Raw genomic sequence first — 25,185 nt, 5'->3', positions numbered from 1 at the left:
TACCCCGGATCAGGCGCTTTCCGCCCCGTCCCCGGGCCCTCCGTGGGATACGCGTTTGCCCAGCACCCCCGCTCCCCGGAGAATGCCTGCCCATGGGACATCTCGAAGCCGCACACCTTGAGTACTACCTTCCCGATGGGAGGGCGCTGCTCGGCGATGTGTCGTTTCGGGTGGGGGAAGGGGCCGTCGTCGCCCTGGTGGGACCGAACGGCGCCGGCAAGACGACGCTGCTGCGGCTGATCTCGGGGGAGATCAAGCCCCACGGCGGGACCGTGAACGTGGGTGGCGGGCTCGGCGTGATGCGCCAGTTCGTGGGGTCCGTGCGCGACGAGACGACCGTGCGTGAGCTGCTCGTCTCCGTGGCCCCGCCCCGCATCCGCGAGGCGGCGAGGGCCGTGGACGCCGCCGAGCACGCGATGATGACCGTGGACGACGAGGCGGCGCAGCTCCACTACGCGCAGGCGCTGTCCGACTGGGCCGAGGTCCGCGGATACGAGTCCGAGACCCTCTGGGACATGTGCACGATGGCCGCCCTCGGCGTCCCCTACGAGAAGGCGCAGTGGCGACTGGTCCGGACCCTGTCCGGAGGCGAGCAGAAGCGTCTGGTGCTGGAGGCGCTGCTGCGCGGCACCGACGAGGTGCTGCTCCTCGACGAGCCGGACAACTATCTCGACGTGCCCGGCAAGCGCTGGCTGGAGGAGCGGCTCAAGGAGACCCGCAAGACCGTCCTGTTCGTCTCCCACGACCGCGAACTCCTCGCCCGCGCCGCCCAGAAGATCATCAGCGTCGAGCCGAGTCCGGCCGGTGCCGACGCCTGGGTGCACGGCGCCGGTTTCGCGACCTATCACGAGGCCAGGCGGGAGCGGTTCGCGCGCTTCGAGGAGCTGCGCCGGCGCTGGGACGAGAAGCACGCGCAGCTCAAGAAGCTGGTGCTGAACCTCCGTCAGGCGGCCTCCGTCAGCCATGAGATGGCGTCCCGCTACGCGGCGGCGCAGACCCGGCTGCGCAAGTTCGAGGAGGCCGGACCGCCGCCGGAGCCGCCGCGGGAGCAGGACATCAAGATGCGGCTGCACGGCGGGCGCACCGGGGTGAGGGCCGTGACCTGCAAGGGACTTGAGCTCACCGGGCTGATGAAACCCTTCGACCTGGAGATCTACTACGGCGAGCGCGTCGCCGTCCTCGGCTCCAACGGCTCGGGCAAGTCCCACTTCCTGCGGCTGCTCGCCGGCGGCGACGTGGCGCACACCGGCGAGTGGAAGCTCGGCGCCCGCGTGGTCGCCGGGCACTTCGCGCAGACGCACGCCCACCCGGAACTGGAGGGCCGTACGCTCCTGGACATCCTGTGGAGCGAGCACTCGCAGGACCGCGGGGCGGCGATGTCCAGGCTGCGCCGCTACGAGCTGACCGCCCAGGCCGAGCAGCGCTTCGAGAGGCTGTCGGGCGGCCAGCAGGCCCGCTTCCAGATCCTGCTCCTGGAACTGGAGGGCTCGACGGCCCTGCTGCTGGACGAGCCGACCGACAACCTCGACCTGGAGTCCGCGGAGGCCCTTCAGGAAGGCCTCGAGGCGTACGAGGGGACGGTGCTGTCGGTCACCCACGACCGCTGGTTCGCCCGCTCCTTCGACCGCTACCTGGTCTTCGGGTCGGACGGCCGGGTACGGGAGACGCAGGAGCCGGTGTGGGACGAGCGCCGCGTGGAGCGGGAGCGGTAGGGCCGGCGGGAGCGATAGGGCTGGCGGGAGCGGGAGCGGGAGCGGCAGGAGGGCCCGGGCACGGGCCTGCGGCGGGGCGCCGGGCGGCTTCCGGGCGCGGGCCCGCGGCGGCGCCGAGTACGTCCCGGGGAGGCCCGGTACCCCGGATGTTCGTAGAGTGGAGGGAGTGGGTCTCGATCCATGGCTTCCTCCCGGACGCCGCTCGGGGCAGTGTCTGCCCGGGGCGGGCGCCCGGACCGCACCGACGGCCACGACGAGCGGGGTAGCACCATGACCGGAGTCGACCCGGGCCGGCTGGACGACCAGCAGCTGATGAAAGAGCTGGAGGCCATCCACCGCACCCGCCACGACACGCTGTTGCACGGTTCGAACGACGCGCTGCACACCCACAACGTGCGCATGGCACAGCTGGAGGGCGAGTACCTGCGCCGCCATCCGCGGCGGCCCGTCGCGGCGGGCCGCACCCGTGACGGCGCCCGGGATCGCGGACCCGCGGGGGTGCCGCCGGCATGAGCGACCCGCAGCCGATCCTGGCCCGGCAGGCGGAGGCCCTGGAGTTCTTCGGCCGCCGGGTCCACGCGGTCCACGACGACCAGTGGGAGGCCCCCACACCGTGCACCGGCTGGAGCGTGCGCGACCTCGTGGGGCACCTCGTCTCCGAGCAGGCGTGGGTGCCCGCGCTGGTCCGGGACGGCGCCACCGTCGACGGGGTCGGCGACAGCGTCGAGGGCGACCTGCTCGGCTCCGACCCGGTCGCCGCCTGGGAGTCCGTGGCCGAGGCCTCCCGCGTGGTGTTCGCCGAGCCGGGCGCGCTCGACCGCACGGTCCACCTCTCGTTCGGGGACATGCCGGCGGGTGACTACTGCGCGCAGCTGGTCACGGATCTGACGGTCCATGCCTGGGACCTGTCCCGCGCCATCGGCGCCGACGAACAACTCCCCGAGGACCTCCTGTCCTTCGCGGTCCGGGAGGTCACCCCGCACGCGGCGGAGCTGGAGAAGAGCGGGCTCTTCGCGGCCCCGGAGGAGCCGCCGCCCGGCGCCGACGTCCAGACGAAACTGCTCTGCCTGGTCGGCCGCCGGCCCTGACCCGGGGGAGCGGAGAACCGGACCCCGGGAGGACGGGCGGCCGGGCGTCAGGGAGGATCGGAGGGTGTTTGTCCCGCAGGGCGTGGGGCAGACGCAGTTGCAGTGCTTCGGACAGGAGGCACGTCCGTGGGAGCGGCTATCCGCGCCATGGGTGTACTCGTCCGGAGCACGGGTGCGTTCCCACGATGACCGTCCATCACCTGGCATCATCAAGGGAGTTGCGACGCACCATGCGAACTCGAGCGAGCGCGACGCACCATCCGCACGACGACGCCCCCGACACCGGTGAGGCATTCCGCAGGCTCGCCGAGCTCCCCGCGGGGCAGCGGCGCGAGGCGCTCCGCGCGGAGATCGTCGAGTCCTGGCTGCCGATGGCCGAACGGCTCGCGGGCCGCTTCCGCAGCCGCGGCGAGAGTTACGAGGATCTGCGCCAGGTCGCGGCGCTCGGGCTGGTGAAGGCCGTCGACCGCTACGACCCCGGGCTCGGCAACGCCTTCGAGAGCTACGCGGTGCCCACGATCACCGGCGAGATCAAGCGCCACTTCCGGGACCACATGTGGACCCTGCACGTGCCGCGCCGGGTCCAGGACCTGCGCAACCGGGTGCGGTTCGCCGGACAGGACCTGTCGCAGACCATCCCGGGCCGCCGGCCCACGGTCGCGGAGATAGCCGAGCACGCCCGTATGAGCGAGGAGGACGTCCTGACGGGTCTGGAGGCACTGGAGAGCTTCACCGCGCTCTCCCTGGACGCCGAACTGTCCGGCGGCGAGGACGGCTACTCCCTCGGCGACGCCCTCGGTTCACCCGATCCGGCCCTCGACACCGTCATCGACCGCGAGGCCGTCAAACCCCGGCTCCAGGCCCTGCCCGAACGGGAACGCGCCATCCTCTACATGCGCTTCTTCAACGACATGACCCAAAGTCGCATCGCCGACGAACTGGGCATCTCCCAGATGCACGTCTCCCGCCTCATCAACCGCTGCTGCACCCGCCTGCGCGACCAGATCATGCGCGACGCGGCCTAGCTTGATCTTTAACCGGTGCGGCGAGAGGGCGTGCATGACGCCGCCGGGCAGACAGGAATCGTCGGACAGGACCTGGCCGGGGATGCCGTACAGGCTCCGGGCGAGGGCGAGGGCGAGGGCGAGGGCGAGGGCCGGGGTCGGGTGCGGGACCGTCGGACGGCGGGCCCGGGAAACCGGTCGTCGCGCCGCCACGATGTCACCCGCTCGGGCCCCCGCTTTCCCGCGAATGGTGCCCGGCCGTTCGCGCCCGGCGGTACGGGGGGCTCTGATGGCCCCGAGGGACACGACGGCCGTGACTCTCGGACCGCAGCCCCGCCGAAGGAGCCTCGCTCATGCGCCGCACCGCCCGTGCCCTGTACGCCACCGCCCTGGCCGGCGCAGCCCTCGGCGCCGCCGCGTCGGGCGCGTCCGCGGATCCGGCCGCGGAGGTCAGTCCGGGCTCCGTCGAACCCGGCGGCACCGTCACCGTCACGGTCAGCTGCGACGCGATCGGGGGAACCCTGCCGGACTCCATCGACGCCAGTTCGCAGGGTTTCCAGGAGGGCAGGGTTCAGCTTCACCGCGTCGAGGGCGCCGGCCCGGGCGCCGCGGGTGCCGCCTCCTACAGCGGAACGGCCCACGTCTCCTCCGGCGGACCTGGCCAGGACGCGGACTCCGCCACAGAGGGGTCCGACGCGGGGCGCGGTTTCGACGAGGTGAGTCCCGGGACGCTCGGTACCGGCACCGGCTCCGACTCCGGTGCCTCGGACGCCTCCGACGCGAAGAATTCCGGTGGAGCGGGTGCGGCTGAGGGGGCGGCGGGTGCGGTGAGCCCCGCTGCCGGGGGTCCGTACGCCGTCGTGTCCGACGCCCCGGCGCCCGCTCCCGGCGCAGGCGACCCCCTGGCCCCCGACCCGCTGACCGCCGACACCGTGGGTCCGGACACGGTGGGTCCAAACACGGTGGGTCCAAACACGGTAGGTCCCGATGACGTGGGCCCCGACACGGTGGGGCCCGACACGGTTCCCGACCCCGTGGGCCCGGACGGCCCGGGCCCCGACACCGCGGTTCCCGACACGGTGGGCCCGGACCGAACGGGACCCGACACCGGAGCCCCCGACACGGGCGCCCCCGACACCGGGGGTGCCGACGGACGGTGGAACGTCGGCGGGGTCTGCCCCGCGCCCCCGGGCGGTCACGGGAAGCAGTGGACCGCCTCGTACTCCGTCGCCCGGAGCGCGACGGCGACGCACGGCCCCGACACCGGGACCGGCTCCGGCTCCGGGGCGGCGACGCCTCCGCCCGCCGTCCAGCGGGGCGTACGCGCCGGCGAGGGCGGTGTGTTCACCGACTCCGTGCCGTCGCTGGTCATCGGCGGAGTGCTGATCGCCGGGGCCGTGGGCGCGGCCGCGTACCAGCTGCGCAGACTGCGCCGACGGCGGTTCTAGCGGGGAGGACGCCGCGGCAGCCGATGGTGTGACGGGTGCGCACGGGGGAACACGCACGGGACGGCATGCCTCTGGACACCGGCCGGCTCACGGCACGGGGCGGCGAGCGGCCCCCGGCGAACTGTACGAGGGGACGAGGACACCCGGAATCGTACGGACGGGCAGGGTCCGGAACGGGGAACGGCGGCATCCACGGTGCGGAGGCAGGTATGCGGCGGACGGACCCGGAAGGCCACGGACCGGTCCGGTACGGTCCGCCCCTGCCCGGCCAGGGCCTCCCCGTGCTGCCGGAACTCCGCTCGGTGCTGGCCGCCGCCGCGGACCGCGACGACGCCGAGCCCTTCGGCGGCGGTCCCGTGCTCCTCGACGCCGCCGGGGGCTACTGGACCCGGCGCGGACTGCGCGCCGCCCCCGGCCGGGTGGCGGCCGCCCCCGGAGCCCCCGCGCTGCTGCTCGCCCTGACCGGCGCGCTCGGCGGCGACATCCTCGTGCCCCGTCCGTGCGCCGCGTGGTGGGCACCCCAGGCACGCCTGCTGGGCAGATCCGTGTTCCATGTGGCGACACCCGCGGAGTGCGGCGGTGTCCCCGATCCCTACGCCCTCCTGGAGACCGTCCGCAGGGTCCGCGCGGAGGGCGGCGACCCGCGGCTGCTCCTGCTGTCCGTCGCCGACGACCCGACCGCCACCGTCGCGCCCCCGGAGGTGGTGCACGAGGCCGTGGAGGCCGCGGCGGGCGAGGGGCTGCACATCGTCAGCGACGAGACCTGGCGCGACAGCCTGCACCGGCCGCAGGACACCGTGCTGCTCAGCCCCGCCGAGATGCTCCACGACGTCACCGTGATCAGCGACCTCGCGGGTGTCTTCCTGCCGCAGGGCTGGCCGGCCGCCGTCGCCCGCTTCCCCGACGACGACGCGGGCGCGGCGCTGCGTTCCCGGGTCCTCGACGTGCTCACCGTGCTGGGCGCGCGCGTCGCCGGACCGGTCGCCGCCGCGGCCGCGTACGCGCTCGGCGAGCCCGCCGCGATCACCGAACGGCTCACGGCCGCCGTACGCCTGCACGCGCGCGTGGCCGAGGCCGCCCACCGCCTGCTCGGCGCGGCGGGGGCCGTCGCGCGCCCCCCGCAGGCCGGCCGGCACCTGTACGTCGACCTCGGCCCGCTCCGCTCCGCCCTCGGCGCGCACGGCGTCGGTGACGCGCAGGACCTGGAGGACTTTCTCTCCGTCCGGCTCGGCATGCCCGCGCCGGGCGGACACCGCTTCGGCGACGACCTCGCGGCGCTCCGGGTCCGCCTCGGCACCGGCCCGCTGCTCGGCTCCACGGACGAGGAACGCCAGGAATCGCTCACGTCCCCCTCGCCCCTGGAACTGCCGCATGTGCACCGCGCGTTGACCCGGTTGGAGTCGGCCTTCGACGATCTCCGCGACGAAGCTCAGCGACGGGAGTCTCCTCGATGACGCAGCAGTCCGAGTCGACCACCACGAGCACGACGCCCCAGGACACCGGCGATCCCGTGCCCCGTGCCGCACCGGCCGCACCGGTTGCCCCGGCACCGGGGCACTCCACCGTCCTGCCGCCCCCGCCCTCACCCCCGCACCCCCTCACCGAGCCGCACCCCCTCACCGGGCCCCGCCCGCTCGGTGAGCGGCGTGTCTGGCCCCGGTCCTTCGTGGACCGGCTGACCGCGCCGCTGCCGGGGGTGCGTGCCTTCGCGCGGCTCGCCCGCGAAGGTGCCCTGAGGCCGCGTGCCGACGCGCTCGCCGACGTCCCGCTGCTGCCCTTCGAGCCGGGACCGCTGCCCGGTGTGGACGCCCGGACGGTCGCCGTCTCCTGGGCGGGGCACGCGAGTTGGGTGATCCGGATCGGTGGGCTCACCGTCCTCACCGACCCGGTCTGGTCCCGCCGGATCGTGGGGACCCCGGCCCGGATCACCCCGGCCGGCGTGGCCTGGAGCGCGCTGCCGCGCGTCGACGCGGTCGTCATCAGCCACAACCACTACGACCATCTGGACGCACCGACCCTGCGCCGACTCCCGCGCGACACACCGGTGTTCGTGCCGGCCGGCCTCGGACGCTGGTTCAGGCGACGCCGGTTCAGCCGGGTCACCGAGCTCGACTGGTGGGAGGCGGCCCGACTCGACGGCGTCCGCTTCGACTTCGTCCCCGCCCATCACTGGTCCAGGCGCACCCTCACCGACACCTGCCGCTCCCTGTGGGGTGGCTGGATGCTCACGGCGCCCGAGGGCACGCGTGTGTACTTCGCGGGCGACACCGGATACGGCCACTGGTTCACTCGCATCGGACAGCGCCACCCGGGGATCGACCTCGCCCTCCTGCCCATCGGCGCGTACGACCCCCGCTGGTGGCTGAGCGATGTGCACTGCGACCCCGAAGAGGCCGTGCAGGCGGCCGTCGACCTGCGGGCGCGGCGCATGGCCCCGATGCACTGGGGCACGTTCGTGCTCTCCGCCGAACCGGTGCTGGAGCCCCTGCGGCGGGTGCGGGCCGCGTGGGAGCGGGCGGGCCTGGCCCGGGAGAACCTGTGGGACTTGGCGGTGGGGGGTTCCCGGGTGCTGGAATGACCTGTGCCTCCTCCACGACTCCCGGAGAGGCGGTGACGTGCCCTCGTACGGACGGTGTTCCCGCAAGAGGCGGTGACCGTGCCCTCGTACGGACGGTGTCCCCGAAGAAGCGGCGATCGTGCCCCCGTACGGACGGCGACCGCGTGGCTACGAGGGGGTCCGCCCGCGGAACCTGCGCCACAGGCTCGGCGCCACGCTGATCGCGACCGTCAGCGCCACCGCCGCCACCACGCCCTCCCAGGGCTCGGGGAAGAGCGAGCCGCCGAGGATGCCGATGATCTGATAGGTGGCCGCCCACGCGAGGCAGGCCGGGACGTCTCCGCGGGCGAAGACGCGCAGCGGCATCTTCGCCAGCAGACACGCCAGCATCACCGGAATGCGGCCCGCGGGTACGAGGCGGGACAGGACGAGGACGGCGATGCCGTGGTCGGCGAGTTTCCGCTGCGCCTGGGCGAGCCGGTCCTCGGGGGCGCGTTCCCGGATCGTCTCCAGCCAGCGCGACCCGTTCTTCGAGCCCATACCGCGCTGCCCGAGCCAGTAGAGCGACATGTCGCCGAGGAACGCGGCGACCGACGACACCGCGAACACCATCGACAGCGCGAAGGGCGACGTCTGGTGGAAGGCCACCACCGCCGCCGAACTCACCAGCGCACCCGTCGGCACCACCGGCACCAGAGCGCCGATCAGCACCAGGAGGAACAGCGACGGATAGCCGATCGCCTGCTGAGTGGACTCCGGCGGGACGGTCGGCGCCGTGTCGGACAGGAACACGACCGGAGCGGTGCCCTTGACCGACAGGACGACGGCGCTCTTGACCGACAGAACGACCGAGGGAGCCACCGCCCCCGCGGCGGACCAGGACATCACCGAGCGGCCTCCGGACGAACGCTCTCGCCCTGCCGCAGCAGATGCACCGCCACCTGGGGCGCACGCTCGGCGGCCAGGCGCACGAACTCCTCACCCGGAGCGTGGAATTCATGGGGGCGCACGGCATCCATTCCGATGGGCCAGAACGTGCCGTAGTGCACCGGCACGGCGCTGCGCGGACGCAGCGCCGCGAGCGCCTCGGCCGCACGCCTCGCGTCGAGATGTCCGTCCCCGAGGTACGGGCCCCAGCCGCCGACCGGCAGCAGGGCCACGTCGACCGGTCCGACCTCCTCGGCCATCGACGCGAACAGCCCCGTGTCCCCGGCGAAGTACGTCCGCGCCTCGCCCTCGATCACGTACCCCACGGCGGGGGAGCGGTGCGGTCCGATCGGCAGCCGGCGTCCGTCGTGCCGTGCCGGAACCGTGCGTACGGCCAGGTCGCCGACCCGGGTGCGGTCACCGGGCGCGACCTCCGTGAGCCGCAGATGGTCCAGCTTGCGCAGTCCGGGCACCGAGCGCGGGGCACCGCGCGGCACGAGCAGCCGGGTACCGGGGGCCAGCCGCGCCAGCGAGGGCAGATGCAGATGGTCGGCGTGCAGATGGGAGACGAGCGCGACGTCCGCGACCGCCGCCGGGGGAGGGGGCGGCGCCCCGCGCCTGCGCCGCAGGTGCGCGAGCCGGCGCGCGAAGAGGGGATCGGTGAGCACGCGTGTCCCGGAGTCCTCCAGCGTGCAGGTGGCGTGCCCCCACCAGGTGATCTCCACCGGCACCTCTTTGCCTCCTTCGCACGACTCCCCCCGAGCCTACGGGCAGGAGTAGGGTCTGCGGCGAAACCAGGAGGTGAGGGGGACACCATGAGAGACGCACGCGGTGCCTCCGGCGCGCACGCCCTCGCACGCCCGCACGAGCGGAGCGGCTCCGTGCCGCGCCCGCCGTCGCTCCGCGTCACGGCGATCGCGAGCCTGACACCTCTGGAGGAGCTCGACGAGGACCCCTTTCTCGTCGACTCCCGCAGCCAGCACGCGATGTGCGCCCGCTGGGCCGCCGAGCAGGGCTATGTCGTCACGCGGGAACTGCTGGTGCGGGGTCTGCGCCCCGACCACCGCAGCCTGTGGGCCGATGTCGAGGCCGGTCTCGTGGACCTGTTCGTCGCGCCCAGCCGCCGGGTGCTGGAGCGTGCCCTCGCCTCGGTGGAGGAGTTCACCGCCGAGTGCGCGCGCCGCGGCGTGCGCATCGAGACCGTCGGCACCGCCGAACCCTTCTACGACGCCCAGATGAAGGCCAGCGTCCACCGCCGTCTGTCGATGCCGACGGCCGGTTACGACGGCCGTTGACCTCCTCCCCGGGGTGCCCCCGGGCTTGAGGCACCCGGGAAGCCTGCTGAGGACTTCTTGCAGCTTTTGGGGACTTCTGGGGATCTCCGGCCGTTGTGACAGGGTGGGAGCAGGCCGCGCGGACCGGGCGGGCCGGGACGTGAGGTGGGCTGGGCGTGGACAAGGGACGGTGGAGGCGCCTCGCCAGCGCGGCGGGACGCAGCATCACGGTGTGGGCCGTGTCCACGGTCACGATGCTCGTCCTCGCCGGTGCGCTTCCCGACTTCCGGCTGCAGTCGCCGAGCGGGGACAGCGCGACCCGGATCGCCGTCACCGCGGCGGCCGGCGCGGGCGTCTTCGGCCTCCTGTCGTCGCTGGTGTGGCCGTTGCTCGTGCGGGCCCTGCTGCTCGTCCCCGCCTTCGTGCTCGGCCTGCTCGTCTTCTTCCTGAACGGCTCGCTGCTGCTGATCGCCCTGCGGCTCAACCCCTCCGGGAGCAGTGAGGCGGCCCCCGAGACCGCAGTGGTCGTGGCCGCCGTCATGTCGGCCGTCGCCTCGGCCACCGGCGCCGCCCTCGCCGTACGGGACGACGACGCGTACCGCCGCAGGCTCTACCGCCTCGCCGACCGCCGCCGCAGACGCGCCGCCGGGCAGCCCGGCCCCTCGACACCCGGCGTGGTCTTCCTCCAACTCGACGGCGTCGGACACGACGTGCTGCGCGAGGCGATCGACAGGGAACTGATGCCGACCGCCGCCCGATGGCTCCACGGGACCCGTCCCACCCACCGGCTCACCCGGTGGAGAACCGACTGGTCCAGCCAGACCGGCGCCAGTCAGCTCGGCATCCTGCACGGCAGCAACCACGACGTCCCCGCCTTCCGGTGGTACGAGAAGGACACCCAGGAGGTCATGGTCTGCAACCGGCCGACCAGCGCCGCCGAACTCCAGCGGCGGGCCGTCGAGCACACCGGCGACGCGGGGCTGCTCACCGTCGGCGGCGCGAGCCGCGGCAACCTCTTCAGCGGTGGCGCCGACGAACTCGCCCTCGTGCTGTCCGTGGCCGCGCGCCGGGGACGCGACAACCGCTCGCGGGCGGGCTACTTCGCGTACTTCTCCGACCCGGCCAACGCCGTCCGTACGGCGATGTCGTTCGTCGCCGAGGCCTTCAGGGAGACGGGCCAGTCCACCCGGGCCCGCCTCCAGCGGCGGCGGCCCCGGGTCGGACGCGGCGGGCTGTACCCGTTCGTCCGCGCCTTCGCGACCGTCGTCGAGCGGGACGTCGTGGTCGCCGCGGTGATCGGCGACATGCTCGCCGGACGCAACGCGGTCTACGCGGACCTGGTCGCCTACGACGAGGTGGCGCACCACTCCGGGCCGCGCAGCCGGGACGCCGAGAGGATCCTGGAGCGGCTCGACCGGTCGCTCGCGCTGATCGAGAAGGTCGCCGAGCACGCCCCGCGGCCGTACCGGATCGTGGTGCTCTCCGACCACGGCCAGAGCCCGGGCGAGACCTTCCAGACCCGGTACGGCCTCAGCCTCGGCAACCTGGTCCGGGCGGGCTGCGGGCTGCCCGTGCCCCGCAAGGTGCGGCGCACCCACAGCGGTGCCGAGGCGCGGACCGCCGTCCGGGCCGCTCTGCGCAGACCGGTCGAGGAGCGCGAGGACCTGCGCGGACCGGCAGGGCGCCGCTCCGAGCCCCTGGTCCTGGCCTCCGGCAACCTCGGGCTCGTCTCCTTCCCCGACGTTCCGCACCGGATGAGCCGGGAGGAGATCGACCGGCGCCACCCCGCGCTGCTGTCCACGCTCGCCAACCACCCCGGCGTCGGCTTCCTCCTGGTGCGCAGCGAGGAGCACGGCGGACTCGTGCTCGGCGCGCACGGAGCCGAGGTGCCGGTGGACCGGCTCGACGACGAACACCCGGGCCCGCTGGCCGACTTCGGCCCCGGCGCCGCCGCCGCGGTGCGGCGCACGCACACGTTCCCGCACGCCGCCGACATCATGGTCAACTCCTGGTGCGACCCCGTCGAGGGCGAAGTCCTCGCCTTCGAGGAGCAGATCGGCTCGCACGGCGGGCTCGGCGGTGCCCAGGGTCACCCCTTCCTGCTCTCCCCGGTGACGCTGTCCGCACCGGCCGGAGCGGCCACCGAACCCACGGGCCCGGACACCGGACTCGTCGGTGCGGAGCGGGTGCACGACGTACTGCGGCGCTGGCTGGGCGAGTGCGACGGCCCCCAGGTACCGCTCCCGGCGGCCCGCCCGGACGAACAGGCCGCCTGAGCGGCGACCCCACCGCGAGAGAGCAGCCGGCCGCCCGAGCGGCGGCTTCACCGCGGACGGGGGAGCAGCCGGCCGACGAGGTCGCGCACGCCGGAAAATGGGAGGCGGCCGACGGGCCGCCGTGCCCACACTGTGGGCATCGCACGTCGCGCCTCCGCCCGCGTGCCACCCGCACCGTCACCACCACCTCTCGCACCTCTTCGAGGAGTTCGCCTGTGCAGGCAGCCGTCACCGTCACTCCCTCCCGCGTCCCGGAGCTGCTTCTCGGTCTCGCCACCGTGCGGCCGGTCTTCCTCTGGGGCGCCCCGGGCATCGGAAAGTCCTCCCTGGTCAGGGAGTTCGCCGAATCTCTGGGGCTGGAGTGCGTGAGCCTGCTGGGCACGCAGCTCGCGCCGGAGGACCTGATCGGCGTGCCGCAGATCCGCGACGGGCGTTCCGTCTTCTGCCCGCCGCAGGCCATCGCCCGCGACGAGCCGTACTGCCTGTTCCTGGACGAGCTGAACGCGGCGACCCCCGACGTGCAGAAGGCCTTCTACTCGCTGATCCTGGACCGCCGCATCGGTGACTACGAACTGCCGAAGGGCTCCATCGTGATCGGCGCGGGCAACCGCTCGACGGACAACGCGCTGGCCCGCCCCATCGCCTCCGCGCTGGTCAACCGGCTCACCCACGTCCATCTGGAGGCCTCTCCGAAGGACTGGCTGGCCTGGGCCGCCGCGAACGACATCCACCCCTGGGTGCTCGACCACCTCACCGACCGCCCCGACCACCTGTGGTCCAAGCCGCCGAAGACGGAGGAGCCCTTCTCCACGCCGCGCTCCTGGCACATGCTCTCCGACGCGCTGGGCTCCTTCGGTCCCGCGATCGACGAGCAGACCCTGAGGGTGATCGCCCACGGCACGCTGACGCCCGCGCACGCGGTCGCGTTCTGCGGCTACGTCAAGATCGTGCGCAGCCGCTTCGGCATCGAGGCCATCCTCAAGGGCGACGCCCGCTGGCCCTCCCACATGGAGGACCGCGATCTCCTCTACTACCTGGCGGAGTCCTTCCGCGGCCGGCTCATCAAGGAACTCCCGGCCGGCCGGGACCACATCCCGGCCAACTCCCGCCAGACCGCGTACCGGGCCAAGTCCCTGCTCATCCAGCTCGCCGAGATATCCGTCGAGGTCGCCCAGAGCGTCATCGCCTCGGACGCCGACGGCAATCCCGTCCTGCCCGCGTGGTTCCTGGTGGAGGCGGCCCGGGACATGCCGCGCCTGGTGGAGGCGCGGCGGTGAGCCGTTCCCGCAAGGCCGGAACCAAGGCCAAGCCGGATCCCGCCACCGAGGCGTTCGCCGAGGGGATGCGGCTGGCACGGGCCAATCCGGCGCTGGACGCCGTCGGCTTCCGGGTCTGCCGGGAGGAGACGTGCGCCCGAGCTCCCCGGGGCGGGCTGGTGACCGTCGACTCCAACGGGACCCTGCACGTCCACCCCACCCGCCGCGCCGAACCCGCCGCCTGGGCCTGGGCCCTGGCGCACGCCGTCATCCATCTGGGCTTCGGCCATGTCCCGGCCGCGGCCGGGACGCGCGAGCAGCCCGACCGCTTCGACCTCGCCGCCCGCTGCGTCGTGGTGAACCGCTTCCTCCTCGGCTTCTCGCCGGGACCGGCCCCCGAGGACCTCCCGGCCGCCTACCCCGACGGCGACGAGGAACGGCTCGCCGCGGTCTGGCGCCGCGACGGCATCCCGCCCCGGTACGAGCACTGCGGCACGGCGGGCGGCGACCCGGACCAGGTGCTCGTGCCCTGGAACGTCTGGAACGGTGCCACGCCGGCCGACTGGCAGGTGGCCTTCGCCCACGGGCTGACCAGCACCATGTCCGCCGCGATGGACGTGGCCGGCGGCAGACGCGCCTCCATGGGCGAGGGGCCCGTCCCGCTCCGGCCCTGGGAGCGGGCGCTGAGCTGGTTCGTCTCCTCCTACCCGCTGCTCGGCGGCCTCGCGGCGGGCATCACCCTCGTCGCCGACGCCGAACTCGCCCGCGCCCACGGCATCTCCGTCGCCGCCGTGGACACCGCGGCGGCCGAGATCTACATCAACCCGCTGCGGCGGTTCAGCGACGAGGAATGGCGGTTCGTCCTCGCCCACGAGATGCTGCACGCCGCCCTGCGCCACGGGGACCGCTGCGGTACCCGGGACCCGTACCTCTTCAACGTCGCCGCCGACTATGTGATCAACGGCTGGCTGTGCGGGATGCAGGTCGGCACGATGCCCGAAGGGCTGCTCCACGAGCCGGAGTTGAAGGATCTGTCGGCCGAGGAGGTGTACGACCGGATCGTCGGCGACATGCGCCGCATGCGCCGCCTGGCCACCCTGCGCGGCAAGGGGACGGGTGACATTCTCGGCGGGCCCCTCGGCGCGCCGCGCGACTACGTCGACCTCGACGAGTTCTACCGCCGCGGCCTGGCCCGGGGTCTCGATCTGCACCAGCAGCAGGAGCGCGGCTTCCTGCCCGGCGGCCTGGTCGAGGAGATCCGGGCGCTCAGCCACCCGCCGCTGCCCTGGGACGCCCGGCTCGCCCGCTGGTTCGACGAGTTCGTGCCCCGGCCCGAGCCGCTGCGGTCGTACGCGCGTCCCTCCCGCCGGCAGGCGGCCACCCCGGACATCCCGCGCGCGGGCCGCTGGTACCCGCCCGAGGAGATCGCCCGCTGCACCTTCGGCGTCGTGCTCGACACCTCCGCCTCCATGGACCGCGTCCTGCTCGGCAAGGCACTGGGAGCCATCGCCTCGTACGCCGAGGCCCGCGACGTACCGGCCGCCCGGGTCGTGTTCTGCGACGCGGCCCCGCACGACGCCGGCTATCTGCCCGTCACGGAGATCGCCGGACGCGTACGGGTGCACGGGCGGGGCGGCACCGTGCTGCAGCCGGGCATCGATCTGCTGCACCGCGCCGACGACTTCCCGCCGGGTGCGCCCGTTCTGGTGATCACGGACGGATACTGCGACGTGCTGCGGGTGCGGCGCGAGCACGCCTATCTGGTGCCGCACGGCGCACGGCTCCCGTTCACCGCCCGCGGGCCGGTCTTCCGGGTGACCTGAGTTCCTGCCGCGCCGCCCCGGTCGGCCCGCCGCGGTCCTCGCCGGCGAAATCCCGGACACGCACCGGCAGGTCGCCGCCCGAACCGCGGGGTGTACCGGGCCCAGGTGTGATCGGATGGGAGTCACGGACCCCGGCAACGGGACCACACCCGAAAGGAATCATCGTGGCAACCACGCGCACCGCACACACCGTGTGGGAAGGCAACCTGCTCGAGGGCAACGGCGTCGTCACCTTCGACTCCTCCGGTGCCATCGCCGACCAGCCGGTCACCTGGGCCTCGCGCGCCCAGGACGCGAACGGCAAGACCAGCCCCGAGGAACTGATCGCGGCAGCCCACTCCAGCTGCTTCTCCATGGCGCTGTCGCACGCCCTCGCGGGTGCCGGGACGCCGCCCACCAAGCTCGTCACCAACGCCGACGTCACGTTCCAGCCCGGCGAGGGCATCACCGGCATCCACCTCACGGTCGAGGGCACGGTGCCGGGCCTCGACGACGACGGTTTCGCCGCGGCGGCCGAGGACGCCAAGAAGAACTGCCCGGTCAGCCAGGCCCTGACCGGCACGACGATCACCCTGTCGGCGAAGCTCGCCTGACGTCCGAACTCCGGTGCCGCGTCCTGTCCGTGGGGGCGCGGCACCGGCATGTCCGCCCCTGTGCGGCCGTCCGCGCCATTGACAAGCGAGAACACAGGTTTTGTGCTTGAGGGCGGGCAGAGCCGGGGCGGAAGGGGACGGACATGGGACGTGCGGTCGGGATCGATCTCGGTACGACGAACTCGGTGGTGGCCGTCCTGGAGGGGGGTGAGGCGACCGTCGTCGCCAATGCCGAGGGAGCGCGCACCACGCCCTCGGTGGTGGCCTTCGCCAAGAACGGCGAGGTGCTGGTCGGCGAGGTCGCCAAACGGCAGGCCGTGACGAACGTGGAGCGCACCGCGCGGTCCGTGAAACGGTACATGGGCGATGTGACCTGGCGGTTCCCCGAGAAGGGCAGCATCGACGGCACCCGCTACCGCGCCCAGGAACTCTCGGCGCGGGTGCTGCAGAAACTGAAGCGGGACGCCGAGGCCTATCTCGGCCAGGACGTCACGGACGCCGTCATCACCGTGCCCGCCTACTTCGACGACGCGCAGCGCCAGGCCACCAAGGAGGCGGGCGAGATCGCGGGCCTGAAGGTATTGCGGATCATCAACGAGCCGACCGCCGCGGCCCTGGCGTACGGGCTCGACCGCGGGGAGGAACAGACCGTCCTCGTCTTCGACCTGGGCGGCGGCACCTTCGACGTCTCGCTCCTGGAGATCGGCGACGGGGTCATCGAGGTCAAGGCGACCAACGGTGACACCCGGCTCGGCGGGGACGACTGGGACCAGCGGATCGTCGAGCACCTCGCGCAGCGCTTCAAGGCCGCGCACGGCATCGATCTCGGACACGACAAGATGGCCCTGCAGCGGCTGCGCGAGGGAGCAGAGAAGGCCAAGATCGAGCTGTCCTCGTCCACCGAGACCACCGTCAACCTGCCCTACATCACCGCCACCGCCCAAGGCCCGCTGCACCTCGACGAGAAACTGACGCGCGCCCAGTTCCAGGAGCTGACAGCCGACCTGCTCGACCGCTGCAAGACCCCCTTCCACCAGGCCGTCAAGGACGCCGGTGTCAAGCTGTCGGCCGTCGACCATGTCGTCATGGTCGGTGGATCCACCCGGATGCCCGCCGTCACCGACCTGGTGAAGGAACTCACCGGCAAGGACCCGCACAGGGGCGTCAACCCGGACGAGGTCGTGGCTCTGGGTGCCGGACTCCAGGCCGGTGTGATCCGGGGGGACGTGAAGGACGTACTTCTCCTCGACGTCACCCCGCTGTCCCTCGGCATCGAGACCAAGGGCGGCATCATGACCACGCTCATCGAGCGCAACACCACGATTCCCACGCGGCGTTCGGAGATCTTCACGACGGCCGCCGACAACCAGCCCTCGGTCGGCATCCAGGTCTACCAGGGCGAGCGCGAGATCGCCGCGTACAACAAGAAGCTCGGGGTCTTCGACCTCACCGGACTGCCGCCCGCGCCCCGCGGTGTCCCGCAGATCGAGGTCGCCTTCGACATCGACGCCAACGGGATCACCCATGTCTCCGCGAAGGATCTGGCCACCGGGCGCGAGCAGAAGATGACCGTGACCGGCGGCTCCGCCCTGGCCAAGAACGACATCGACCGCATGGTGCGCGAGGCCGAGCAGTACGCCGAGGAGGACCGGCGGGGCAGGGAGGCGGCCGAGGCCCGCAACCAGGGAGAGCAACTCGTCTACCAGACGGAGAAGTTCGTCCGGGAGAACGACGAACGCATCCCCGCGGACACGAAGACCGAGGTCGCATCGGCGGCCGCCGAACTGAAACAGCTCCTGGGGGACTCCTCCACCGACACCGCCGCCCTGCGCGGAGCCATCGAGAAACTGGCCACCGTCAGCCAGCAGATGGGCCAGGCCATGTACGCCCAGGCCCAGCAGCAGTCGGCCCCGCACGACCGGCCGCCCACGGAGTCGCCCACGGGGTCGCCCACCGAGCAGGCCGCGGGCGAGGACGACGTCGTGGTGGACGCGGAGATCGTGGACGAGGAACGCGAGGACGGCCGAGGACCCGGTGGTCCGGGGGCCGCTCAGTAGCGCTCGCGGAACTCCCGGAGGATGTCCTTGGTGCGCTCGGCGGAAGCGGCGTGGGCGGACATGTGGTCCAGCACCTCCAGGTGCAGGGCCACCTCCTCCCGCGCGTCGAGATAGAGCGCGCCGGTCACGTACTCGCTGTAGACGATGTCGGGCAGCTCCCGCTCGGCGAAGCGGAACAGCGCGAAGGACGTGTAGGTCCCCGGGTGCGGACCGGCCGCGAACTCGGCGACCTGCAAGGTGACATGATCGAGCTCGACCCATTCCAGGAGCCGGTCCATCTGGTCGCGCATCACCTCGCCCCGGATGCTCACCGGACGCAGCAACGCCGTCTCGTCCATGATCACCCAGAGGTGGGGAGGGTTCTCGCGGGTGAGCAGCGCCTGCCGCTTCATGCGCAGCGCCACATGCCGGTCGATGGCCTCGGTGCCCGTCTGCCCGACCGTCCCGGCCTCCAGCACGGCCCGCGCGTACTCCTCCGTCTGCAGCAGCCCCGGCACGAAGTGCGGTTCGTAGCTGCGGATCAGCCGGGCCGCGCCCTCCAGGCTGACGTGCATGCTGAACCAGTCCGGCAGCACGTCGTGGTACCGCTGCCACCAGCCCGGTTCGTTCGCCTCCTCGGCCAGCGCGACGAAGGTCTCCGCCTCGTCGTCGGCGACACCGTACGTCGTCAACAGGACCTGTACGTAAGGGATCTTGAGGGCGACCTCGGCCGTCTCCATCCGCCGCACGGTCGCCGGCGCGACCCGCAGGACACGCGCCGCCTCTTCCCGTTTCAGACCCGCGGCCTCGCGCAGTTCCTGCAGCCGCCGCCCCAGCACCACCTGCCCCACCGTGGGTGCCGGCCGCCGCTCACTCACGCCACGCCTCCCCACGCGCCGAAGTATGCGTGCAGTGTGCCATGTCCGTGCGGAACCATCATCGATTGACCCCAACACATCGACACCCAGGGCGATTTGATGCACCGTACGCCATTGCGTCCGTCTGCCGCATCAGCCCGCCGACGGCCACCGGCCGCCGGTGGACAACCGTCATGACCTCATCGCGTGAAGGTATTTGGCCGTCGCCGGGTCCGCCGGGAGGAACGTCTCGATGGCCAGCTCGGAGACCGTCACGTCCATCGGGGTGTTGAACGTCGAGATGGACGAGAGGAACGACAGCACCCGGCCCTCGTGCTCGATCAGCAACGGGAGCGCGAAGCGGGAGGCGGGGCCGAGCGGCCCGTCGTCGTCCACCGCCGCGTCCCGGTCCGGGACCGGGAACGCCGCCACCTCCTCGTACAGCGCGCGCAGCGGCTCCGAACGGCGCAGCGCGATCTGCCGGTTCATCTGGGCGAGCAGATGGTCCCGCCACGCGCGCAGATTGCGGATGCGCGGCGCCAGGCCCTCCGGGTGCAGGGTCAGCCGTATCGCGTTCAGCGGCGGCACGAGGAGCCGCTCGGGGACACCGTCCAGCAGCATCGCGATGCCGCGGTTCGCGACGAGAACGTCGTACGTCGCGTCGACCACCAGCGCCGGATACGGCTCGTAGCCCTGGATCAGCCGCTCCATGCCCTCGCGCAGCGCGTCCATCGACGGGTCGTCGAGCGGGGTCTCCGGATAGTGCGGGGCGTAACCCGCCGCGAGCAGCAGCGCGTTGCGCTCCCGGACCGGTACGTCGAGATGTCCGGCGAGCCGCAGCACCATCTCCTCGCTGGGGCGGGAGCGGCCCGTCTCGATGAAACTGATGTGCCGTGCCGAGGAGTTCGCCCGCAGTGCCAGCTCCAGCTGGCTCACTCGCCGCTGCTCCCGCCAGCCGCGCAACAGCGGTCCGACACCGCTGCCGGTGGCGGCACTCGGGGCGGTGACGGGACCGGACGGGTCGATGCTCATGCGACGACCGTAGCCGACGCGACGGACCGGGGCCCGCCCCACGATCACGGTCCGGGCGAACGGCTCCGGACGGAAGCCCGCACGGAGGTGAACGCACCCGGAGCGGGACCGGAGCGGAGCTCGAACGAGCCCGGAGTACGCCCGGAGTGCACCCGGGCGCGCCCGGAGCGCCGAGGCCGGCTCGCGAAGCGGCCGACTCGCCGGGCGGCGGAGCAACCGAGCCCGCCCTCTGCCTCCCGAGCCCGCCCTCTGTCTCCCGAGCCCGCCCTCTGTCTCCCGAGCCCGCCCTCTGCCCCCGAGCCCGCCCTCTGTCTCCCGAGCCCGCCCTCTGCCCCCGAGTCCGCCCTCTGCCCCCGAGCCCGCCGTCCGCCCCCCGAGTCCGCCGTCCGGCCCACCCGAGGACGCGGGCCGCGGCCCGTCGGCCGCCCGCCACGGCGAAGCCGGCGGCGGCCCCGTCACCGGCGCGGTCCTCCGGCCGGTGACCGGCGGGCACCCCGTCCGGCCGTCGCAGGTCAGCCACCTCGCCGTGTGTGTCCTGCCGAGGGATGCCGACTGTGGCACGCTGGGCGAAGGGCTGCTCCGGTCGCCCTTCGCCGCCGGTCCGACACCCCGCGCTCCACCTCGGACCCACCGCCCCGCACGCCTCACCCGCCGTACGAAGGGATCACGTCCATGGCCGTCGAACCGCTGGAGCCCGAGCAGATCGAGGAGCGGCTGGCGGAGCTGCCCGGCTGGTCACTGGACGGCGACCGGCTCGCCCGCACCTACCGGCTCGGCACCCACTTCGCGGCGACCGCGATGGTCGTGCACATCGCCCAGGTGCAGGAGGAACTCGACCACCACTCCGACCTCACCCTCGGCTACAACACGATCGCCCTCACCGTGAACACCCACAGCGTCGGCGGCGCCGTCACCACGCTCGACTTCGACCTCGCCCGCCGCGTGGAGGAACTCGCGCCGGCGCACGGGGCGAGCTGACCGCCGTGCTGGACTACGACAGGGAAGCGGACGGGTACGACGCGACGCGGGGCGGTGAGCCACGGGCCGTCGCCGCTGCCGCCGCCGTGCTCGCGCTGGTCCCGGACGACGCCCGGGACCTGCTCGACCTGGCCTGCGGCACCGGCATCGTGACGAGCAGGCTCGCCGCCGCGCGGCCGGGGCTGCGGGTGACGGGAGCGGACGCGGCCCACGGCATGACACGCCGGGCGGCGGAGCGGCTGCCGGGAGCCGTCGTCCGCGCCGACGCCCGTCGACTGCCCTTCCCCGCAGGCTCGTTCGACGTCGTGTGCGCCGTCTGGCTGCTGCATCTGCTGGACGACGCGAGGCCCGTCGTCGCCGAGGCCGCACGCCTCCTGCGTCCCGGCGGTGTGTTCGTCACCACCGTCGACAAGGACGCGTCCCATCATGTCGGCAGCGACATCGACGTGTTGACCGCGGACTGCCGAGCCGAACACGCCGAGGACGGGACCGAACGCATCACGGAGTACGCCGCCGGGCACGGCCTGGTCCCGAGCGGCACGGCCATCTTCCGCGGCCACGGCCAGGGCCGCACCCCGCGTCGCGTGGCCCAGTACATCCGCAGCGGCCGGCTCTACGCGGCAGGCGGACCCCGACTCGCCGAGCGCGTCGAGACCCTGCCGGGCCCCGATGTCCCGCGCCGCGAACCGGACTTCACCCTGCGGGCCTATCGCAGGCGGTGAACGTGCGGGAGCGGGGCCGGACCCGGACGTCAGCCGGCCTTCCTCCGGGTGAAGTCCATGGTCCAGTTGGTCAGCCAGGTCTCCTCCCCGTCCACGGAGAACGCCTGCTCCCAGCGTGCCGTCGTCTCCGAGATCCCCGACCACACGAACCGCACCCGCACCTCCTTCCCGTCATGGGTGTCGTCGCCGTGGAACTCGCCGCGCCCGTCCGGCCCGAACCGCCCGAACACCGGAGGGAACAGCCGACCGCTGCGACTGGACGACCAGTTCAGCGACCACAGCCCGGTCTCCACGTCGAAGAGCCGCAGCGTCAGGCCCGTCCACCCCTGGCTCGGCACGTCGATCTCGTCGAGGTTCGCCGCACCGCCGAACAGGGGCCGGCAGCGGCTGACCGCGGGGAACTCCTCCCAGTCGCTGTCCGGGTCGAGGAAGTCGGTACGGCGGCGGTGGGCGACGTCCCAGTCACCGTGGAGGAAGTCGAAGTCGTGCGCGGCCGGAGCGTTGTCGCGGGCGTCGTTCATGCGCGGTCCCCTGTGGTTCCTTCGGGCAGCGAGTCGGCCAAGTAGGCCTCGAGGTCGGGTACTTCGGGGGAGAGCAGATGCCGTACCCAGGCGTTCCGCTCGTGCAGGATCGGCGGCAGCTCCCAGACGCAGCCGATCCACGGAAGCTCCGTGACGGCGAAGTTCGTCGGGTCCCGGTCGGGACAGCCCAGCACCGGCTGGCCCGCGGCGGCGGCCCGGAAGTGCAGGACGTTGTCCCAGACCCAGCTGTACGCGCAGAGGTAGGCGCTGTCGTCGCCACCCCGGTGCAGGACGGCGAACGTGGCGGGCGGGGTGCCGTCCGGCTCGGGAAGCAGCCGCGGCAGCATCGCGTAGGCCGCCCTTTCGACCTCCGGTTCGATTCCGGCGGGGTCCGCGGTCACGTGGTACCGCTTGATCCGCCGTCCCGCCGTCTCGACGGGCGGCGGCACGGTCAGGAACTTCTCCCGGAAGGCGGCGGGGGCCGGGGGTGCGCCGGAGCTCGCGGGGAGCCCGGAAGGCGCCGGGCCCGCAGGCGCCGCGGGGGCCGTGGAAGGCGTGGACGTGGCTGAAGTCATGGCAGGACGCTAGGTCCGCTTCACTGACATCCTGTGTCAGTGAAGTCCAGCCGTCTCATCTCGATCCTGCTGCTGCTCCAGACCCGCGGCCGGCTCACCGCCGCCCAGCTCGCCGAAGAACTGGAGGTGTCGGTCCGGACCGTGTACCGGGACGTCGAGGCGCTGAGCGCGGCGGGCGTCCCGCTGTACGGCGACGCGGGACACGCGGGCGGCTACCGGCTGCTCGACGGCTACCGGACCCGTCTCACCGGCCTCACCACCGAGGAGGCCGAGGCCCTGTTCCTCGCCGGCGTGCCCGGGCCGGCCGCCGAACTCGGACTCGGCTCGGTGCTCGCCGCGGCCCAGCTCAAGGTGCGTGCCGCCCTTCCCCGCGAACTGCGCGAGCACGCGGACCGGGTGAGCGGCCGCTTCCACCTGGACGCGCCGGGCTGGTACGCGGACGCCGACGAGACCCCGTACCTCACCGCGGTCGCCGACGCCGTCTGGAACGGCCGGGTCCTCGACGTCCGCTACCGCCGCTGGCGCGAACCCACCGACGTGGAGCGTCGGCTGGAGCCGTACGGCCTGGTCCTGAAAGCGGGCCGCTGGTACGTCGTCGCCGGCCCGGGCCCGCGCACCTTCCGGGTGGACCAGATCCTTGAACTCCACTCGTCCGAAGCGGAGTTCACCCGGCCCGAGGGATTCGACCTGGCGGAGTACTGGACCGCCTACCAGCGGGGTTTCCACGAGCGGTTGCACCGGGCGGAGGCGGTCGTGCGGATCGCGCCCGGAACCGACCTGAGCGGTCCCGCCGGACGGGCCGTCGAGGCCGACGGCCTTACGGACGAACGGGGTTGGACCCTGGCCACCGTCCCCGTCGAGTCCTTGGACCAGGCCCACGACGACTTCCTGCGGCTCGGGACCGCCGTCGAGGTACTGGAGCCGCCCGAACTGCGCGCCCGCATCGCCGGGACCGTCGCCGAGCTGGCCCGCAGATACGGGTAGGGAGAGCTTGCGCCGTCGGGGCGCCTCCAGCTCGACGCCACCCGCTGCCGGCCGGGGAACTTCCCCGTTCGGGTGACACACGGCCGAGTGACGCCCGGCCCATACGCGGACCCGGCCGTCTCACCGCCGCTAGCGTCCGGACCCCGACACCGCGTCACCCCGGGGGGATCCATGCGCTGCTCCGTCACCGCCCTGTTCGCCGCCGCCGGGCTCGCGCTCGCCGGCTGTTCCGGCCTCGGCGGCGACAGCGGTCCCGGCGGGCCGGTCGCCGGGGCGAAACCCTCCGCGGCCTCGGCCGCACGGGACCACCAGGCTTGCGTGGACGCCTGGGTCGGGGTCATGTCGGCGGATGACTACGACCCGGGCGACAGCGTCGATTCCCGGCCCGGTGAGTGCGATGGGCTGCCGGATCAGCTGAAGATGTTCTCGGAGGCCGAGCTGGAGCGCGCCACGCGGGACCGGAAGTCCGTGGACGACTGCGTCGCGGATCCCTCGTGCGAGTCGTGGCCGCTGACATCACCGTGACGAGCGCGGGACCCCTGTCCCGGAGTCCGAGCCCGGAGTCCGAGCCCGTCGCCCGGACCGGCGTTCCGAAGGCGTTGTCAGTGGCCGCCGCTACGCTGATCCCATCAGGCATTCAACGACGAACAAGTCGGGGATGCTGCTGGAGCCCTGCCCCGGCGTGATGCACCGGGGCAGGGCTCGCTGCTGTCGGGCGCTGCCGTACCCGTACTGCGGCAGACCGTCAGCTGTACGTCCAGCGCCACCCGCCGGACCGGTATGCGCAGGTGATCCTCGTGCCGCCCGCGGTGGTCGTGCCGGCGCCGTGGTCGCTGTTGCGGCAGTACTGGCCCGCCGAGTAGCAGTTCCCGGCGTTGGACGTGATCGAGCAGGTGCCCGTGCTGGTTCCGCCGCTGCCGCCGCCTCCGGAGCCGCTGTTCGATGCGGCTCGCGCGGTGACGGTGACCTTCACCTTGACCGTCTTCGTCGCGGTCACCGTCGGTGCCGGTTCAGGCTCCGCGGTCACCGTGGCGGTGACGGTGGCCGTCGCGGTGACGGTCACGGTGGGCCGCACCTTGGCGGCCGCGACCTTCGTGGTGCCGTTTCTCTGGTCACCGCCGTCACTGCCGCAGGCGGTGACGCCGAAGAGGACCGCGACCGCGATCGCCGGCAGCACATGACGCTTCCGCGCCCAGCGGGTTCTCGCCGGCTCCGGCGCGGATCCGGGTGTCACGGGTGGCCGCTCGATCTCGTGCGGCGGCCGACTGTACGACATGGTCCCCCCAGGGATGGTTCGTGGTGGGGTGACGATATCGAGTGATGTGAAGAAGGCGTGAATCATCGGTGAAACAGGTGGCGCAGGCGTGATCGACTTTACGGACCGGACCGGTGCGCGACGCGTGTTCGGCCGGGCGCGGGGGCGCCCGGGGGGGGGCCCGCCGGCCCCCCCCCCCCCGGGGGGGGGGGGGGGGCGCCGCGGGGACCACACCCCCCCCGCCCGGTGCCCCCCCCTGAATAAACC

Annotated in this window: 24 protein-coding genes; 17 read left to right on the top strand and 7 right to left on the bottom strand. The window is 73.1% G+C overall.

Annotated features, from left to right (window positions below; genetic code table 11):
- Window positions 1–92 precede the first annotated feature (92 nt).
- The 7 genes from ACH4S8_RS26845 to ACH4S8_RS26815 all read left to right on the top strand — a co-directional run bounded on the left by ACH4S8_RS26845 (window position 93) and on the right by ACH4S8_RS26815 (window position 7,830).
- Window positions 93–1,712, top strand: coding sequence for an ABC-F family ATP-binding cassette domain-containing protein (locus tag ACH4S8_RS26845; RefSeq protein ID WP_398398335.1), 1,620 nt, complete (start codon window positions 93–95; stop codon window positions 1,710–1,712).
- A gap of 270 nt (window positions 1,713–1,982) precedes the next feature.
- Window positions 1,983–2,225 carry a DUF6158 family protein gene (locus tag ACH4S8_RS26840; protein WP_398398333.1) on the top strand — a complete coding sequence of 81 codons (243 nt, stop codon included), beginning with the start codon at window positions 1,983–1,985 and terminating at the stop codon, window positions 2,223–2,225.
- Complete coding sequence (locus tag ACH4S8_RS26835; protein ID WP_398398331.1) at window positions 2,222–2,800, top strand: TIGR03086 family metal-binding protein; 579 nt, start codon at window positions 2,222–2,224, stop codon at window positions 2,798–2,800. The genes ACH4S8_RS26840 and ACH4S8_RS26835 overlap by 4 nt, the downstream gene beginning before the upstream one ends.
- Window positions 2,801–3,030: 230 nt before the next feature.
- Complete coding sequence (locus ACH4S8_RS26830; protein ID WP_398398329.1) at window positions 3,031–3,825, top strand: RNA polymerase sigma factor SigF; 795 nt, start codon at window positions 3,031–3,033, stop codon at window positions 3,823–3,825.
- A 332-nt stretch (window positions 3,826–4,157) separates the two neighbouring features.
- Window positions 4,158–5,252 carry a hypothetical protein gene (locus ACH4S8_RS26825; RefSeq protein WP_398398327.1) on the top strand — a complete coding sequence of 365 codons (1,095 nt, stop codon included), beginning with the start codon at window positions 4,158–4,160 and terminating at the stop codon, window positions 5,250–5,252.
- 209 nt (window positions 5,253–5,461) lie between these two features.
- Window positions 5,462–6,706 carry an aminotransferase class I/II-fold pyridoxal phosphate-dependent enzyme gene (locus ACH4S8_RS26820; protein WP_398398325.1) on the top strand — a complete coding sequence of 415 codons (1,245 nt, stop codon included), beginning with the start codon at window positions 5,462–5,464 and terminating at the stop codon, window positions 6,704–6,706.
- Complete coding sequence (locus ACH4S8_RS26815; protein ID WP_398398323.1) at window positions 6,703–7,830, top strand: MBL fold metallo-hydrolase; 1,128 nt, start codon at window positions 6,703–6,705, stop codon at window positions 7,828–7,830. The genes ACH4S8_RS26820 and ACH4S8_RS26815 overlap by 4 nt, the downstream gene beginning before the upstream one ends.
- Window positions 7,831–7,977: 147 nt before the next feature.
- Here ACH4S8_RS26815 and ACH4S8_RS26810 read toward each other — a convergent pair whose 3' ends face one another.
- Window positions 7,978–8,694 carry a DedA family protein gene (locus tag ACH4S8_RS26810; RefSeq protein ID WP_398398321.1) on the bottom strand — a complete coding sequence of 239 codons (717 nt, stop codon included), beginning with the start codon at window positions 8,692–8,694 and terminating at the stop codon, window positions 7,978–7,980.
- Entirely contained in the window at window positions 8,694–9,467 is a 774-nt protein-coding gene (locus tag ACH4S8_RS26805) for an MBL fold metallo-hydrolase (RefSeq protein WP_398398319.1), read from the bottom strand. Before ACH4S8_RS26805 ends, ACH4S8_RS26810 begins: the two co-directional genes overlap by 1 nt.
- 84 nt (window positions 9,468–9,551) lie before the next feature.
- Here ACH4S8_RS26805 and ACH4S8_RS26800 point away from each other — a divergent pair, with 84 nt between their 5' ends.
- The 6 genes from ACH4S8_RS26800 to dnaK all read left to right on the top strand — a co-directional run bounded on the left by ACH4S8_RS26800 (window position 9,552) and on the right by dnaK (window position 18,015).
- Complete coding sequence (locus tag ACH4S8_RS26800; RefSeq protein ID WP_398398317.1) at window positions 9,552–10,031, top strand: hypothetical protein; 480 nt, start codon at window positions 9,552–9,554, stop codon at window positions 10,029–10,031.
- Window positions 10,032–10,186: 155 nt separating this feature from the next.
- Complete coding sequence (locus tag ACH4S8_RS26795; RefSeq protein ID WP_398398315.1) at window positions 10,187–12,286, top strand: phage holin family protein; 2,100 nt, start codon at window positions 10,187–10,189, stop codon at window positions 12,284–12,286.
- A 215-nt stretch (window positions 12,287–12,501) separates the two neighbouring features.
- The gene (locus ACH4S8_RS26790; protein ID WP_398398313.1) at window positions 12,502–13,563 is read left to right on the top strand and encodes an ATP-binding protein; all 1,062 of its coding nucleotides are present in this window, start codon (window positions 12,502–12,504) and stop codon (window positions 13,561–13,563) included.
- 65 nt (window positions 13,564–13,628) lie between these two features.
- Window positions 13,629–15,365, top strand: a complete 1,737-nt coding sequence (locus ACH4S8_RS26785; RefSeq protein WP_398398633.1) for a hypothetical protein — start codon at window positions 13,629–13,631, stop codon at window positions 15,363–15,365.
- Between the two features lie 164 nt (window positions 15,366–15,529).
- Window positions 15,530–15,958 (top strand): OsmC family protein, encoded by a 429-nt coding sequence (locus tag ACH4S8_RS26780; protein ID WP_398398311.1) that lies wholly within the window; start codon window positions 15,530–15,532, stop codon window positions 15,956–15,958.
- A 143-nt stretch (window positions 15,959–16,101) separates the two neighbouring features.
- Entirely contained in the window at window positions 16,102–18,015 is a 1,914-nt protein-coding gene (gene dnaK, locus ACH4S8_RS26775; protein WP_398398309.1) for a molecular chaperone DnaK, read from the top strand.
- Here the strand turns inward: dnaK and ACH4S8_RS26770 are convergent.
- Together ACH4S8_RS26770 and ACH4S8_RS26765 are read right to left on the bottom strand one after the other, a co-directional pair.
- The gene (locus ACH4S8_RS26770) at window positions 18,009–18,872 is read right to left on the bottom strand and encodes a helix-turn-helix domain-containing protein (protein WP_398398306.1); all 864 of its coding nucleotides are present in this window, start codon (window positions 18,870–18,872) and stop codon (window positions 18,009–18,011) included. The genes dnaK and ACH4S8_RS26770 overlap by 7 nt on opposite strands.
- Window positions 18,873–19,043: 171 nt before the next feature.
- On the bottom strand, window positions 19,044–19,883 hold the full coding sequence (locus ACH4S8_RS26765) for a helix-turn-helix domain-containing protein (protein WP_398398304.1): 840 nt from the start codon (window positions 19,881–19,883) through the stop codon (window positions 19,044–19,046).
- A 672-nt stretch (window positions 19,884–20,555) separates the two neighbouring features.
- Here ACH4S8_RS26765 and ACH4S8_RS26760 point away from each other — a divergent pair.
- Together ACH4S8_RS26760 and ACH4S8_RS26755 are read left to right on the top strand one after the other, a co-directional pair.
- Complete coding sequence (locus ACH4S8_RS26760; RefSeq protein WP_398398302.1) at window positions 20,556–20,861, top strand: 4a-hydroxytetrahydrobiopterin dehydratase; 306 nt, start codon at window positions 20,556–20,558, stop codon at window positions 20,859–20,861.
- Window positions 20,862–20,866: 5 nt separating this feature from the next.
- Window positions 20,867–21,583, top strand: a complete 717-nt coding sequence (locus tag ACH4S8_RS26755) for a class I SAM-dependent methyltransferase (RefSeq protein WP_398398300.1) — start codon at window positions 20,867–20,869, stop codon at window positions 21,581–21,583.
- A gap of 29 nt (window positions 21,584–21,612) precedes the next feature.
- Here the strand turns inward: ACH4S8_RS26755 and ACH4S8_RS26750 are convergent, their stop codons facing one another.
- Window positions 21,613–22,104 (bottom strand): hypothetical protein, encoded by a 492-nt coding sequence (locus tag ACH4S8_RS26750; protein ID WP_398398298.1) that lies wholly within the window; start codon window positions 22,102–22,104, stop codon window positions 21,613–21,615.
- On the bottom strand, window positions 22,101–22,679 hold the full coding sequence (locus ACH4S8_RS26745; RefSeq protein ID WP_398398296.1) for a hypothetical protein: 579 nt from the start codon (window positions 22,677–22,679) through the stop codon (window positions 22,101–22,103). Before ACH4S8_RS26745 ends, ACH4S8_RS26750 begins: the two co-directional genes overlap by 4 nt.
- 39 nt (window positions 22,680–22,718) lie before the next feature.
- Here ACH4S8_RS26745 and ACH4S8_RS26740 point away from each other — a divergent pair, with 39 nt between their 5' ends.
- A complete protein-coding gene (locus ACH4S8_RS26740; RefSeq protein WP_398398294.1) occupies window positions 22,719–23,663 on the top strand; it encodes a helix-turn-helix transcriptional regulator in 945 nt (314 codons plus the stop codon).
- A 171-nt stretch (window positions 23,664–23,834) separates the two neighbouring features.
- Window positions 23,835–24,188, top strand: coding sequence for a hypothetical protein (locus ACH4S8_RS26735; RefSeq protein ID WP_398398292.1), 354 nt, complete (start codon window positions 23,835–23,837; stop codon window positions 24,186–24,188).
- A gap of 220 nt (window positions 24,189–24,408) precedes the next feature.
- On the opposite strand, the gene ACH4S8_RS26730 is transcribed toward ACH4S8_RS26735, so the two are convergent.
- Window positions 24,409–24,939 carry a hypothetical protein gene (locus ACH4S8_RS26730; protein ID WP_398398290.1) on the bottom strand — a complete coding sequence of 177 codons (531 nt, stop codon included), beginning with the start codon at window positions 24,937–24,939 and terminating at the stop codon, window positions 24,409–24,411.
- Window positions 24,940–25,185: the final 246 nt, after the last annotated feature.

The sequence above is a fragment of the Streptomyces sp. NPDC021080 genome, assembly GCF_044333225.1.
Lineage (GTDB): Bacteria > Actinomycetota > Actinomycetes > Streptomycetales > Streptomycetaceae > Streptomyces.
This window is presented reverse-complemented; position numbering and strand designations above follow the sequence as displayed.